At 67.5% G+C, this 13,579-nt stretch carries 15 protein-coding genes; 10 read left to right on the forward strand and 5 right to left on the reverse strand.

What is annotated here, in order from left to right:
* Nucleotides 1-70 precede the first annotated feature (70 nt).
* The 5 genes from MLE27_RS08095 to MLE27_RS08115 all read right to left on the reverse strand — a co-directional run bounded on the left by MLE27_RS08095 (nucleotide 71) and on the right by MLE27_RS08115 (nucleotide 5,210).
* Entirely contained in the window at nucleotides 71-403 is a 333-nt protein-coding gene (locus tag MLE27_RS08095; RefSeq protein ID WP_243311558.1) for a DMT family transporter, read from the reverse strand.
* 131 nt (nucleotides 404-534) lie between these two features.
* Nucleotides 535-2,100 (reverse strand): sigma-54-dependent Fis family transcriptional regulator, encoded by a 1,566-nt coding sequence (locus tag MLE27_RS08100; protein ID WP_243311559.1) that lies wholly within the window; start codon nucleotides 2,098-2,100, stop codon nucleotides 535-537.
* A 13-nt stretch (nucleotides 2,101-2,113) separates the two neighbouring features.
* On the reverse strand, nucleotides 2,114-2,701 hold the full coding sequence (locus MLE27_RS08105) for an indolepyruvate oxidoreductase subunit beta (RefSeq protein ID WP_243311560.1): 588 nt from the start codon (nucleotides 2,699-2,701) through the stop codon (nucleotides 2,114-2,116).
* Entirely contained in the window at nucleotides 2,702-4,543 is a 1,842-nt protein-coding gene (iorA, locus tag MLE27_RS08110; RefSeq protein WP_243311561.1) for an indolepyruvate ferredoxin oxidoreductase subunit alpha, read from the reverse strand. It abuts the gene before it with no gap.
* Nucleotides 4,544-4,577: 34 nt separating this feature from the next.
* Nucleotides 4,578-5,210: a tetratricopeptide repeat protein gene (locus tag MLE27_RS08115; protein ID WP_243311562.1), complete on the reverse strand. Its 633-nt coding sequence runs from the start codon at nucleotides 5,208-5,210 to the stop codon at nucleotides 4,578-4,580.
* A 167-nt stretch (nucleotides 5,211-5,377) separates the two neighbouring features.
* Here MLE27_RS08115 and MLE27_RS08120 point away from each other — a divergent pair, with 167 nt between their 5' ends.
* The 10 genes from MLE27_RS08120 to MLE27_RS08165 all read left to right on the forward strand — a co-directional run bounded on the left by MLE27_RS08120 (nucleotide 5,378) and on the right by MLE27_RS08165 (nucleotide 13,534).
* Nucleotides 5,378-6,637 carry a glutamate-5-semialdehyde dehydrogenase gene (locus tag MLE27_RS08120; RefSeq protein WP_243311563.1) on the forward strand — a complete coding sequence of 420 codons (1,260 nt, stop codon included), beginning with the start codon at nucleotides 5,378-5,380 and terminating at the stop codon, nucleotides 6,635-6,637.
* A gap of 1 nt (nucleotide 6,638) precedes the next feature.
* Nucleotides 6,639-7,292, forward strand: a complete 654-nt coding sequence (gene nadD, locus MLE27_RS08125; RefSeq protein ID WP_243311564.1) for a nicotinate (nicotinamide) nucleotide adenylyltransferase — start codon at nucleotides 6,639-6,641, stop codon at nucleotides 7,290-7,292.
* 120 nt (nucleotides 7,293-7,412) lie between these two features.
* Complete coding sequence (locus MLE27_RS08130) at nucleotides 7,413-8,462, forward strand: hemolysin family protein (protein WP_243311565.1); 1,050 nt, start codon at nucleotides 7,413-7,415, stop codon at nucleotides 8,460-8,462.
* A gap of 2 nt (nucleotides 8,463-8,464) precedes the next feature.
* Complete coding sequence (locus tag MLE27_RS08135; protein WP_243311566.1) at nucleotides 8,465-8,890, forward strand: cytochrome c maturation protein CcmE; 426 nt, start codon at nucleotides 8,465-8,467, stop codon at nucleotides 8,888-8,890.
* A gap of 37 nt (nucleotides 8,891-8,927) precedes the next feature.
* Nucleotides 8,928-10,814 (forward strand): heme lyase CcmF/NrfE family subunit, encoded by a 1,887-nt coding sequence (locus MLE27_RS08140; RefSeq protein ID WP_243311567.1) that lies wholly within the window; start codon nucleotides 8,928-8,930, stop codon nucleotides 10,812-10,814.
* A gap of 4 nt (nucleotides 10,815-10,818) precedes the next feature.
* Complete coding sequence (locus MLE27_RS08145; RefSeq protein ID WP_243311568.1) at nucleotides 10,819-11,478, forward strand: ABC transporter ATP-binding protein; 660 nt, start codon at nucleotides 10,819-10,821, stop codon at nucleotides 11,476-11,478.
* Nucleotides 11,472-12,146 (forward strand): heme exporter protein CcmB, encoded by a 675-nt coding sequence (locus MLE27_RS08150; protein WP_243311569.1) that lies wholly within the window; start codon nucleotides 11,472-11,474, stop codon nucleotides 12,144-12,146. Before MLE27_RS08145 ends, MLE27_RS08150 begins: the two co-directional genes overlap by 7 nt.
* A gap of 1 nt (nucleotide 12,147) precedes the next feature.
* Nucleotides 12,148-12,810 (forward strand): cytochrome c biogenesis protein CcsA, encoded by a 663-nt coding sequence (gene ccsA / locus MLE27_RS08155; RefSeq protein ID WP_243311570.1) that lies wholly within the window; start codon nucleotides 12,148-12,150, stop codon nucleotides 12,808-12,810.
* 9 nt (nucleotides 12,811-12,819) lie between these two features.
* Nucleotides 12,820-12,957, forward strand: coding sequence for a CcmD family protein (locus tag MLE27_RS08160; protein ID WP_243311571.1), 138 nt, complete (start codon nucleotides 12,820-12,822; stop codon nucleotides 12,955-12,957).
* Nucleotides 12,950-13,534 carry a tetratricopeptide repeat protein gene (locus MLE27_RS08165; RefSeq protein WP_243311572.1) on the forward strand — a complete coding sequence of 195 codons (585 nt, stop codon included), beginning with the start codon at nucleotides 12,950-12,952 and terminating at the stop codon, nucleotides 13,532-13,534. Before MLE27_RS08160 ends, MLE27_RS08165 begins: the two co-directional genes overlap by 8 nt.
* The last annotated feature ends 45 nt before the right edge of the window (nucleotides 13,535-13,579 follow it).

The following is a 13,579-nucleotide window of genomic DNA, read 5'->3' on the forward strand; positions in this document are numbered from 1 at the left end:
GGAATCCGGGATAATCCGGGTTTTCTGGGATTCGTGCGCCGAGAGCGCAGAAACGATCCCGAATCGCCCTCTAAGAGGCCAGCTTGAGCGTGGCGACTCCGGCGATTATCAGGGCCACGCCCAGGATGCGCAGGAACCCGGCGGGATCGCCGTAGAACATGAGCCCGACCAGAAAAGTCCCGGCCGCGCCGATCCCCGTCCACACCGCATAGGCCGTCCCCATGGGGATGGCCTTCTGGGCCTGGTAGAGCAGCCAGCCGCTCAGGCCCATGCAGATGACGGCCACCGCCACGCCGAGCGCGGCCCTTCCAGGCGTGTGGGTCATCTTCAGCCCCAGGGGCCAGCCGATCTCGAAGAGCCCGGCCAGTATCAGGAAAGTCCAGGCGGTTTGGGTGGTCAGCATCGGTCGGGATTCCTCCGGCTGTCTTAAGAAGAAAAAAAGACTCCAGACCGTTTGGGGAAGCGGCCCGGAGTCTGTTCCGGATCGAATGACATCAGCGTCTGATCGATTCCTAGGCGCGGCGCCCGGCGAAACTACTTGCGCTTGCCCGGGGTGAAGCGTTTGGGGTCGATGTTATGCTTTTTGACCTTGTAGTTGATGATGCGGTAGCTTTCCCGCAGGTCCTTGGCGGCCTGGAACATGTTGCCCTTGGCCTTCTTCAGGGCCTCGATGAGCAGCTCCTTCTCGAACTGGTCCACGGCCTCGCCGAAGGACAGCGTGGCCTCCGTGTTGGAGCTCTCGGCCGTCTGCAGGGTGGGGGGCAGGTGGTAGGCCCGGATGACCCCCTCCTCGGACTGGTCCAACGCACGCTCCATGCAGGAGCGAAGCTCCTGCACGTTGTCGGGCCAGTGGTACTGGCTGATGAGGTCGATGGCCGGGGTGGAGATGCGCTTGAAGGGCTTGCCGGAGGCCTGGGCGAACTCCTGCAGGAAGTATTCGGCCAGGGGCAGCACGTCGCCGGTGCGGTCGCGCAGGGGCGGCACGTAGATGGGCACCACGGAGAGCGCGTAGTAGAGGTCCTCCAGGAAACCGCCGGTGTTGACGATGTCCTCGAGGTTCACGCGGCTGGCCGCCACGATGCGCACGTCCAGGGGGATGGGCTGGTCGCTGCCGTAACGCAGGATGGTGCCCTCCTGGAGGTAGCGCAGCAGGCCCTGCTGGGCCTCTGGGGTCAGCTCCTCCACGTCCTCCATGAACAGGGTGCCGCCCTGGGCCAGCTCCAGCAGGCCGCGCTTGGACTGCGTGGACTTGGAGGCCTCGCCCTTCTGGATGCCGAAGAGCGTGCGGTCCATGCTTTCGCTGGATTCAGCCGAGCAGACGAAGCTGACGAAGGGCCGCTTGCGCCTGGGGCTGTGGGCGTGGAGCGAGCGGGCCAGGCACTCCTTGCCGGTGCCTTCCTCGCCCCGGAACAGCACCGGGGAGTCGTTGCCCGCGGCCTGGTCGATCTGGCGCAGCACGAGCCGCATCCCCTTGGAGACCGCGATGACCCGCTGGCGGGTGTTCACCGTCTCGGTGAGCGCTTCGGGCTCGGATTCGAGCTTGGGCTTGGCCTTGGCGCGGTTGAGCTCGTCCTGCAGGCGCAGGGCCGCGTTGGCCACCACGGAGGCGGCCACCAGCATGAAGTCGCGGTGGCGCTCCATGAACACGGGCGGGGCCTTGGGGATGTCGGCGCAGAGCACGCCCATGGCCAGGCGCTGCGAGGCCGGGGCCTGGCCGGGAACCAGCACGGGCACGCAGACGAAGGCCAGCTTCTCCAGGTCCTGCGCGGGGCGGCCGTAGAAGTCCGGGTGGTCGGCCATGTTGTCGATGATGAGCGACTGCCGCGTGGCCAGGGTCTGCCCGGTGGCGATGGGCCCGGGTCCGAGCGGCGTGCCGAACACGGCCTCGCGCCCGCGGGAGAGCGAGAGGCGCTGGTTCTTGAGCGGCAGGTCAAGCAGCTCCAGGTACGTCCTGTGGTAGCCCATGGCCTCCACAAGGCGGTTGAGCATGCCCTCCAGACAGTCGCGCGCGGGCCGGCCGGGGTAGGATTCGTTCAGCAGGGCCCGCAACGCGTTGAGGAACTTCTGGGAAAGGCTCTCGCTGGAGGCAAAGACGTCCATGTTCCGCTCCCGTTCAGGCCAGGGCGGCCTTGGCGCCGAGCTCAAGGGCCTTGAGGTTCACCTCGGCGAGGGCCGGTTTCAGGTATTTGCGCACGGAGCGCTCCAGGGCGTCCATGCCGAAGGGCAACGCCTTGACCGCGCAGGCCGCGCCGAGCAGCACGGTGTTGGCGCTCTGTGCCTTGCCCGCCTGCTCCGCCAGGGTGCGGCAGGGCAAGAACAGCGCCTGGGAGGCCACGGCCTGGGCCTTGGCCCGCACCGTCTCCAACGCGGGGTAGTCGGCCTTGCCCGTGGCCACGGAGAGCGGGGGCAGGGCTTCGGAGTTGGCGATGAACCGGCCGCCGGGCTTGAGGTAGCACAGGGCGCGCAGCCCTTCCAGCAGCTCGAATCCCAGGAGCACGTCGGCCTCGCCGAAGGTGATCTTGGGGCTCAGGTAGCCGATGAGGACGGTGGACTCCACCACGCCGCCGCGCTGGGCCATGCCGTGGATCTCGCCCGAGGTGACGGGCAGGCCCTCGTCCAGGGCGGTGAGGGAGACGAGCTTCGTGGCGGTCAGGGTGCCCTGGCCGCCGACGCCTGTGAGGAATATGCGTGTGCGCTGCATCTATGCGCCCCTTTTCTTTGCCTTGAACGACTTGTCCAACTGCAGGCAGAACATGCAGCCCGAGCACAGCTCCTCGTCAACGCGCATGGTCCCGCCTTCCTTGACGAAGGCCGGGCAGGCCAGGGAGTTGAGCACGTCCAGGCAGCCCGCGCCGGTGCCTTCGACCACGGCGACCTGGGGCTTGCCCTTGCCGGCGGTGCGGCGCTCGTGGATGACGCACGGGGCCTGGAAGATGATGACCCGGGGGCCCATCGCGTCCTTCATGGACTCCAGGGCTTTTTTCGAGGCCTTGTGGTTCAGCGGGTTCACGCTGACCACGTTGGACACGCCGCAGGCGCGCACCAGCGGTTCGATCTCGATGGGGCGCTCGTTGGGGCCCAGCACCGTGTGGTCCACGCCGGGGTGGGGCTGGTGGCCGGTCATGGCCGTGGTGCGGTTGTCCAGCACGACCACGAGGATGTTGTGGTTGTTGTAGACCGCGTTGACCAGCCCGGTGATGCCGGAGTGGAAGAAGGTGGAGTCGCCGATGAAGGCCACGGTGGGCTTGCCGCTGGCCGTGGCGAAGCCGGAGCCCGTGGAGATGCTCGAGCCCATGCAGACCAGGAAGTCCGCCGAGGAGAGCGGCGGCAGCAGGCCCAGGGTGTAGCAGCCGATGTCGGAGGAGTAATATGCCTCGGAGCCGAAGACCTCGCGCACGGTGGCGTAGGAGGCCCGGTGCGAGCACCCGGCGCAGAGGTTGGGCGGGCGGTTGGCCAGGCCGGTCTCCGGGGCGCAGTGCTCGGGGGCGCGTGCCTGGCGGCCCAGGGTCAGGCGCAGGGCCTGGCGGACCATCTCCGTGGAGTACTCGCCCCACAGCGGCAGGGTCTCGCCCTTGCCGAAGACTTCCAGCTCGATGCCGCCGCGCTGCAGAAGCTGGCGCAGATGGTTCTCCATCAGCGGCTCCAGCTCCTCGAGCACCAGCACCTTCTTGAGCCCCTGCACGAATTCGAGCAGCAGCTCGTCGGGCATGGGGTAGGTGAAGCCCAGCTCCAGCACCTTGACCGAGCCGTGCAGGCCTTCCTCCAGCAGGGCGTCGCTCAGGTAGCAGCGCGCGATGCCCGAGGCCAGCACGCCGACCTCGCCCGCGCCCGAGAGCTTGTTCCAGGTGGAGCGGGAGGCCTCCTGGGCGAACATGGCCAGCCTGTCCAGCAACTGGCGGTGCTGCACGCGGGAGTGCGCAGGGATGGGCACGTACTGCTGCAGCTTGCGCTCGAAAGGTTTGCTCGGCTTCTCTTTGGGAAGGCCGCCCAGCTTCACCGGCCCGCGCACATGGTTGACGCGGGTGGTGGTGCGCAGCAGCACGGGCTGTCCGGTGCGCGCGGCCAGGTGCAGCGCGTCGCGGGCCATGTCCTTGCATTCCTGCGCGGTGGCGGGCTCGAAGCAGGGCAGCCCGGCCAGGCGGGCGTAATAGCGGTTGTCCTGCTCGTTCTGGCTGGAGTGGCAGCCCGGGTCGTCCGCCGAAAGAAGCACCAGCCCGCCGGGGGCCGTGATGTAGGAGAGCGTGAGCAGCGGGTCGGCCGCCACGTTCACGCCCACGTGCTTCATGGTCACCAGGGTGGGCAGGCCCGCCAGGGCCGCGCCCGCGCCCACTTCGAGGGCCACCTTCTCATTGGTGGAGTACTCGAAGATGTAATCGCCCTGGGGGCTCAGGCGATAGAACGTGTCGGGCACCTCGGACGAAGGCGTGCCGGGGTAGCAGCTCACGAAGCCGATGCCGCCCTCGAGGGCGCCGCGCACGATGGCCTCGTTGCCCAGGAGCAGCAGGACCTCTCCGGGGGTATCGGCAAGAAGGGGATTGGCCATGAGGGTACTGATCCTTCCCTAAAGATATGCGAGCTTATTGCTTCTTGGCCTTGAGTTCGGCGATCTTGGCCTCGTAGAAGGCCTTGTTGCCGCCCATGCCCAGGTCCTTCATGCGCTCGTAGGCGCTGATGGCCTCGTCCCAGGCCTTGGCTTCCTCGGCGAGGGAGGCCAGCTGGCGGGCCACAACGGGCTGGAAGGGCTTGGGGGCCTTGGGCAGCATGTCCACCAGGAACTTCACGGCGGCCAGCTTGTCGCCCTTCTGGGCGATGGCGGTGGCGTAGCCCATGCCCGCGATCTCGCGCATGCCTTCGGGGGCGGACAGGTAGAGCTGGTTCCAGGCCTCGGCGGCCTTGTCGAACTGGCCCTGCTCCTGGGCGGTGTTGGCGATTTCCAGCAGGGTGGCGCCCTTGGTGGAGGCGGGGGCGCTCTTGAGGTAGGCTTCGAGGGCGGTGAGGCGCTCGGGCCCGGTCTTGGAGGCGATGATGGCGCCGAGCTCGTTCTCGGCCTTGATCTTCGACTGTTTGACGCTGGATGCGTACCAGGCGTAGCCGGCCGTGGCCACGACGACGGCGATGACCATCACCGCCATGATGCGCCAGTTGTTGAAGAAGAACTTTGCCAGGGGACTCATCTGCTGATCGGGGCGGTCGAAAGTGATGTCTGCCATGGTGTGTCGTTTTTCGTGGGGTGGTTAAGGTGTTGGCCCGAACGCTTTCACGGCGGGCCGCCGAAAGGAGGTTCATCTATACCCAAACAAGGGCTGTGTCAAAAGGCTCTCGTTGACGGGCCGCTTTCCCGGGGCTATCAGCTTCTACGAACAGAACCGGAGGAAGCATGAACATACAGGAACAGATGCAGCAGCTTGCCGCCAGGGCCCAGGCGGCCTCCCGCCTGATGGCCAAGGCCTCCCCGGCGGCCAAGAACGACGCCCTCGCGGCCCTGGCCGGGCTCCTGGAGACCCGCCAGGAAGCCATCGCCGTCGCCAACGCCCGCGACATCGCCAAGGCCGAGGCCGCCGGGATGGACACCGCCAAGCTGGACCGCCTGCGCCTGACCCCCAAGGTTCTGGCCTCCATGGCCCAGGCCTGCCGCCACGTGGCCGGCCTGAGCGACCCCATCGGCGAGATCGAATCCGTCAAGCAGCGCCCCAACGGGCTCATGGTCGGGCGCATGCGCGTGCCCCTGGGCGTGGTCTGCATGATCTACGAGTCCCGGCCCAACGTCACCGTGGATTCCGCCATCCTCTGCCTCAAGGCGGGCAACGCCGTGGTGCTGCGCGGCGGTTCCGAGGCGTTCGAGTCCAACATGGCCCTGGCCGGGCTTTTGAGCGAAGCGCTGGAGCTGGCCGGGCTGCCCGGGGCGGCCGTGCAGCTGGTGCCCACCACTGATCGCGCCGCCGTGCCCGCGCTGTGCAAGCTCGACGAATACATCGACGTGATGATCCCGCGCGGCGGCGAGGGCCTGATCCGCTCCGTGGTGGAGGCCGCCACCATGCCCGTGCTCAAGCACTACAAGGGCGTGTGCCACCTCTTCGTGGACAAGGGCGCGGACCTGGACAACGCCGTGGCGGTCGCGGACAACGGCAAGTGCCAACGCCCCGGCGTGTGCAACGCCCTGGAATGCCTGCTGGTGCACCGGGACGTGGCCAAGGAGTTTCTGCCCAAGGTGGCCAAGGCCCTGGGCGGCAAAGGCGTTGAGTTCCGGGCCTGCCCCGAATCCCTGCCGCTGCTCGGCCCCACAGCCAAGCCCGCCACCGAGGCCGACTGGGGCTTCGAATTCCTGGACTACATCCTGGCCGTGCGCGTGGTGGCGGACATGGACGAGGCCCTGGAGCACATCGCCGCCTACTCCTCGCACCACACGGAATGCATCCTGACCTCCGACCACGCCCGGGCCATGCGCTTCCTGCGCGAGGCCGACGCCTCCATGGTTGGCATCAACTGCTCCACCCGCTTCAACGACGGCGGCGAGCTGGGCCTGGGCGCGGAGATCGGCATCAGCACCTCCAAGCTGCACGCTTACGGCCCCATGGGCGTCACGGAGCTGACCAGCCAGAAGTTCGTGGTCTTCGGACAGGGGCAGGTCCGGGGCTGAGATGCGCCTGGGCGTCCTCGGCGGCACTTTCAACCCCGTCCACGCCGGGCACGTGCGCCTGGCCCTGGAAGTGGGCGAGGCCCTCGGCCTGGACGGTGTGGACATGATCCCCTCGGCCAGGCCGCCGCACAAGCCGGGGGAGGGCGTGCTGCCCTTCGAGCTGCGCGCCGCCCTGGTGGAGCTGGCCGTGGAAGGCCTGCCCGGGGTGAGGGTCAACCGCATGGAGGCCAGCCGCCCCGGGCCGTCCTACACCTGGGACACCCTCACGGAGCTGCGCCGCCTGAGCCCGGCCGGCAGCTTCCATTTCATCATGGGCGCCAGCGACCTGATGAACCTGCACCTCTGGAACCGGGGCGTGCGCCTGGGAGAACTGGCCAACCTGGTGGTGGCCACGCGCGACAGCCACGGGCGCGCCGAGGTGGAGGGATACCTGGCCCGGCACGGCGAGATGCGCTGCTCCCTGGAGGATGGCGGGTGCTGGCGGATGCCTTCGGGCAACGAGCTGCGGCTGGTGGACGTGCCCCGGCTGGACATCAGCGCCTCGTCCGTTCGTGAACGCTTCCTGGCGGGGCGCAGCCTGCGCTGCCTGGTGCCCCTGCCCGTTGAGCGCGAGCTCGCGCGGCGCAGGGCCGAGCTCACCGCGGCCTGGACCTGAAACGGCTCGTCCCGGCTCTTTACAACGTCGGGAAAAACCTTAGAATCAGACCAAGAAACGTGACGGACCACAACGTGCCCCCTCCCCGAACACCCGGGTTCCCCTCAGCCCCTCATCCCCATGTTTGAACTCATTCTTGCCATTGCCATCGCCGTGGCCATGAGCTTCTTTTGCTCGACGAGCGAAGCCGTGCTGTATTCCCTGCGCTGGAGCTGGATCGAAAAGATGCGCTCCGAAGGCAAGCCTTCGGGCGAAATCATGTACCAGATGCGCATGAACATCGAGAAGCCCATCACGGCCATTCTGACCGTGAACACCGTGGCCTGCTCCGCGGGCGCCACCGTGGCGGGCGCGCTGGCCGTGGGCGTGCTCGGCGAAGAGAAGCTGGTGTTCTTCACGGCGCTGTTCTCCTCGGTGATCCTGCTGGTGGGCGAGATCGTCCCCAAGACCCTGGGCGTGGTCTACGCCAAGCAGCTCGGGCCCTATATCGCCCGGCCCCTGCGGATGATGGTCTACCTGCTCACCCCGGTGATCTGGGCCAGCGGCCTGATCGTGAACCTCATCAAGCCCAAGAGCAGGGGCCCCGAGGCCTCGGAGGACGACATCCGCGCCGTGGTCAGCCTCTCCAGCCGGGCGGGCAAGATCAACGCCCTGGAGGAGAGCTCCATCGCCAACATCCTGGCCCTGGACACCAAGATCGTGCACGACGTCATGACCCCGCGCACCGTGGTGTTCTCCCTCTCCGCCGGGATGACCGTGGCCGAGGCCAAGGAGGAGGGCGGCATCTGGCCGCACAGCCGCGTGCCCGTCTACGAGGACGACGACCCCGAGAACGTGGTGGGCATCGTCTTCCGCAGGCAGGTGTTCGACGCCCTGGCCAACGACCAGCACGGGCTCAAGCTCTCCGAGGTCATGAAGCCCGTGCAGTTCGTGCTGGACACCATGTCCCTGGACAAGGTGCTGGGCAAATTCATCGAGTCGCGCATGCACCTGTTCGTGGTGTTGGACGAATACGGCGGAGTGGGCGGCGTCATCACCCTCGAAGACGTTTTCGAGGAAATTCTGGGCAAGGAAATCGTTGACGAGACCGACGAGGTGGCCGATATGAGACAGCTCGCCAGGGTCCAGCGGGAGAAGCTTCTCCGCAGCCACGGCCCCGCCAAGGAGTGATTATGGCCGGCAACAACAAGAAGTCCCTGTACGCGGTGGCGGCGGTGCTCTTCCTGGGAGGGCTCGGCTGGCTCATCGCCTCCGGGTTCGACGAAGGCGCGGTGTATTTCCTGAACGTGCGCGAGGCCCTGGCCATGAAGCCGGAGCAGCTCAAGCAGGCCCGCCTGTTCGGCACCGTGGCCGAGCAGGGCATCGCCCCGGCTCCGGGCGGCCTGGGCGTCAGCTTCACGCTCATCGACAAGGACGACGCGCAGAAGTCCATGCAGGTGGTCTACACCGGAGCCGTGCCGGACACTTTCAAGGCGGGTGTGGAGGTCATCGTGGAGGGCGGCCTGGCCCCCGGCGGCAACGGTTTTGCCGCCAACAGCCTGATGACCAAGTGCCCGTCGAAATATCAGAAGGAAAACCGCAAGGATAACCGGGGCTGATCCCAGCCGCCTAGCCCAACGCCCGGAGGAAGATAGCATGCATTTCGCCGCCCATTGGGCGCTTCTGTTGTCCCTTGTCGGTTCGCTCATTTTCGCGGGTATCGCCGCTTGGCAACTCTGGAACAAGGATCACGGCCGCCCCGCATGGTTTGAAACCGCCCAGGCCGTCCTGTTTTCGGTGATAACGGCCGTCTCCGTGGTCATGTTCGTGGCCCTGCTCAAGCGGGACTTCTCCTATGAATATGTGGCGGGCTACACCGATTCTGTGCTGCCCACCTTCTACGTGGTCACGGCCTTCTGGGCCGGGCAGGCCGGGTCGCTGCTGTTCTGGGCCTGGATGACGGCGCTTTTCGGCCTGATCTTCTCCATGACGCCTGGCTACCAGCGCTGCAGCAACACCACCAAGCTCTATTTCTGGCTGTTCCTGCTGGCCTCCGAGGCCTTCTTCCTGCTGCTGCTCACCGGGCCGAGCAACCCCTTCCTCAAACTCGTGCCCGCCCCGGCCGACGGCAAGGGGCTCAACCCCCTGCTGCAGAACCCCGGGATGATCTTCCATCCGCCCCTGCTGTTCCTGGGCTACGCCGGGTTCGCCATCCCCGGCTGCCTGGCCCTGGCCTCCTGGCTTTCGGGCGAGCCGACCTCCTGGCTGAAGAACACGCGGGCCATCACCATCCTCTCCTGGGTGTTCCTGACGTCGGGCATCATCCTGGGCTGCTGGTGGTCCTACATGGAGCTGGGCTGGGGCGGCTACTGGGCCTGGGACCCGGTGGAGAACGCCTCGCTCATCCCCTGGTTCTCGGCCACGGCCTTCATCCACACGGCCGTCATCGAGAACCGCAGGGGAGCGCTGCCGCGCACCAACGTGCTGCTGGCCGCGCTGACCATGCTGCTTTGCTACTTCGCCACCTACCTGGTGCGCAGCGGGGTGGTCGAGTCCTTGCACGCCTTCGGCGAGGGCGGGGTGGGGCGGCCGCTGCTGCTGTTCATCCTCACGGGGCTTGGCCTCTCGGTACTCATCACCTTCGCGGGCAAGTCCGCCCGGCCCGTGCGCCAGTTGGCCGGGCTGGCCAGCCTGCCCGGGCTGCTGGTGCTGCTGGCCTGGCTGCTGCTGGCCAGCGCCGCCGTGGTCTTCCTGGGCACGCTCTGGCCGGTGATCTCCGCCATGTGGAGCCAGAACACCGTGGGCCTGGACGCGTCCTTCTACAACAAGGTCTGCAACCCGCTGTTCGTGCTCATCGGCCTGCTCCTGGCCGTGTGCCCCTGGATGAGCTGGAAGGAGGGCGTGCGCGAACCCCGCTGGGCCATGGCCGCGGTGATCGCCATGGCCGCCTCGGCCGCCGCCTTCTTCGCCATGGGCTACCGCAAGCCCGTGCCCCTGGTGGGCATGGCCGCCGCCGTCTCCTCCCTGGTGAGCCTGGCGCTCCTGCTGGCCACCTCCAAGGCCGCGCGCAACCTGCGCGGCGGGCTCGGAGCCTGGCTGCTGCATGCGGGCGTGGCCCTGGTCTTCCTGGGCGTGGCCTTCTCCGGGCCGTACCAGTCGGTCAAGGAGGCCATCGTCAGCCCGGGCCAGTCCTTGGAGCTGGGCTCCTATTCCCTGACCTACAACGGGCTGGAGGAGTTCTCCACCCCGGGCTATTCCGGAGCCAGGGCGCGCATCGACGTGACCACCGGCGGCAAGGCCGTGGGCGTGCTGGAGCCTGAGCGCCGCCTCTACAAGAACTTCCCCCAGCCCTTCGCCGAGGTCTCGGTGATCCCCTCCCTGGGCGAGGAGCTCTACGCCACGCTGCTGGCCTTCACTCCTGACAAGAGCGCCAGCATCAAGGTCAGCGTCAACCCGCTGGTGAACTGGTTCTGGATAGGCGGCACGCTCATGTGCCTGGCGGGCTTCGCCTGCCTGCGCCGGGGCCAGGGCGGAGAGGAATAGGGGCGTGCTGCGGCTTACGTCCGTGGCCAAGTTCTACGGCGAGCGCCTGGTGTTCAAGGGCGTTGACCTGGAGCTGCGCCCGGGCCGCGTGCTCATGGTGGTCGGGGCCAACGGGGCGGGCAAGTCCACGCTGCTGCGGGTCATGGCCGGGCTCTCGCGCCCTTCCGCGGGCGAGCTGTCCTGCTCCCTGGACAAGGGCCAGATGGCCTACCTTGGTCACCAGACCTTCATCTACCCCGAGGACACCGCCCTGGAGAACCTGCGCTTCTGGACCGGGCTCTACGGCCTGGGCCTTGGCGACGAGGCCCTCGAAGCCGCACTGGAGCGCGTGGGCCTGAAGAAATTCTCCCAGGAGCGCGCGGGGCACTTCTCCCGCGGCATGGCCCAGCGCCTCAACCTGGCCCGGGTGTTCTGCATCGCCCCCCGGCTGCTCTTCCTGGACGAGCCGGACACCGGCCTGGACGAGGCCTCCCGCGCCATCCTCCACCAGGAGATCGAGCGCGCCGGGCAGGGCGAACGCTCCGTGGTCTGGGTCAGCCACCATCTGGAGCGCGACCTGGCCAAGGCGGACGAGGTGCTGCACCTGGATCGCGGGCGCGTGGCCTATCACGGCCCCGTGGCCGGGTTCGACGCCTCCGTCATGGCCGGAGCCTCCACATGCTGACCCCGGCCCTGCGCATCGCCTCCAAGGATCTGCGCCTGAGCCTGCGCGGAGCCCAGGGCCTGGCCCAGACGGCCCTGCTTGGCCTGCTGCTCATCTTCGTGTTCAGCCTGTCGCGCAAGCCGGGCGACCCGGTGCCCGCCCTGGCCGCCGCCGCCATCTTCTGGCTCTCATCGCTGTTCGCCCAGGTGCTGGTGTTCAACGGCCTCTATTCCCTCGAGGAGAACAACGGCGCCCGCCTGGGCCTGGCCATGGCCCCCATGCCTCCCCAGGCGGTCTGGCTGGGCAAGGCCCTGGCCGGGATCACCCTGCTGCTGGTCTGCCAGTGCGTGTTCGCCCTGGCCGTGGCCGCCTTCCTGGGCCAGTCGGTGGAGGGCTCGCCCCTGGTGGGCGTAGCGGCCGTGGTCACCGTGGATGTGGGCCTGGCCGCGCTGGGTTCGCTCATGGGGGCGCTGGCCTCGGGCAAGTCCTCCCGGGAGTCGCTCTTGACGGTGGTGTTCTTCCCGCTCATCATCCCCGTGCTCCTGGCCGGGATACGACTCCTGGAAGGAGTCCTGACGGCGGGGGAGGGCGCTTCCCTGGACTGGCTGGGCATGGCCGCCGCCTTTGCGGCGGTGTTTTCGGCGGCGGCCATCGTGCTGTTTCCGCATCTTTACACCGGGGAGGAGTGACATGATCTCCGTGCTGGCCGTCGCGGCCGCGCTGGCCCTGTCCGTGGCCCAGTGGTTCATCTGGGTGTACGCGCCCGTGGAGGAGACCATGGGCGTGGTGCAGAAGATCTTCTACATCCACCTGCCCCTGGCCTGGTGGGCCATGATGAGCTTCCTGCTGGTCTTCGCGGCCTCGGTGATGGTCATCTGGCGCAAGGACCAGCGCTGGGACAGGATCGCGGGCGCGGCCTGCGAGGCGGGGGTGCTCTTCTCCGGCCTGGCCCTGATAACGGGCTCGCTGTGGGGCAAGCCCATCTGGAACGTCTGGTGGACCTGGGACCCCAGGCTCACCACCACGCTCATCATGTGGTTCGTCTACGCCGCCTACCTCATCCTGCGCCAGGCAGGCATCGGCGGGGAGCGGGGGGCCGTGGTCCGGGCGGCGCTTGGCATCGTGGCCTTCCTGGATGTTCCCCTGGTGTTCTATTCGGCCAGGAAATGGCGCTCCATCCATCCCACGGTGTTCGGCCAGCCGGGAGGCGGGCTTGAGCCCGAAATGCTCTCGGCGCTGCTGGTGAGCATCTTCGCGGTGGGGCTGTTCTGGGCCGCGCTGGTGACGCTGCGCTCCCGCCAGTTGACGCAGACGGCGGCTTTGCGAAACATTTTCCTGCATCAGACGAGGTAGGGTGGACATATGGGCAAGGAAAACTATCTTTTGGCTGCCAACATCGTGGTCTGGCTTGGGCTGTGCGGCTATGTGGCCTTCGTGGCCTCCCGCCAGAAACGCCTGGAACGCCGCCTGAAACAACTGGAAACGCTACAAGATGACTAACAGCGCATCCCCTATGGCCTCCAAGGCCGTTCTCGCCGTCATGTTCGCGGCCTTGCTTGGCATGTTCGCATGGTCCTTTGCCTACAGGGCGGCCAATCCCTCGCTCATCGCAACGGTGCAGCAAAGCTCCGGCCCGCCGCCGGAGATGGGCATGCAGGGCGGCAACGCCATGAACACCGTGATGGCGGCCATGTCCAAGCTCCAGAAGAACCCGGACGACCTGGAGGCAGTGACCGAGGCCGCCGAGGCCTTCGCCGCCGCCGAAATCTGGGACAAGTCCCTCCAACTGCTGGAGAGGGCCGCCGCCAAGGCCCCGGACAACGCCGACATCCTCAACCTGCAGGGCGTGGCCCTGTTCAGGCTGGAGCGCCCCAAGGACGCCGCCGCCAAGTTCCAGCGGATGCTGGAGCTCGACCCGGGCAACTACCGCGCCCAGTACAACCTGGCGGCCGTGTACAAGCACGGGCTCAACGAACCGGCCAAGGCCAAGGAGCTCTTCGAGGCCGTGCTGGCCAACCCCGGCGCGGACCCGCAGACCCGCCACCAGGCCGGGGACGAACTGCGCCCCGGTTCCTGACGGCACACGAAATGTTTTGCGTGCAGGGCCCGCGCCAAAAGGCCC

The organism is Fundidesulfovibrio agrisoli, assembly GCF_022808715.1.
Classification (GTDB): domain Bacteria; phylum Desulfobacterota; class Desulfovibrionia; order Desulfovibrionales; family Desulfovibrionaceae; genus Fundidesulfovibrio; species Fundidesulfovibrio agrisoli.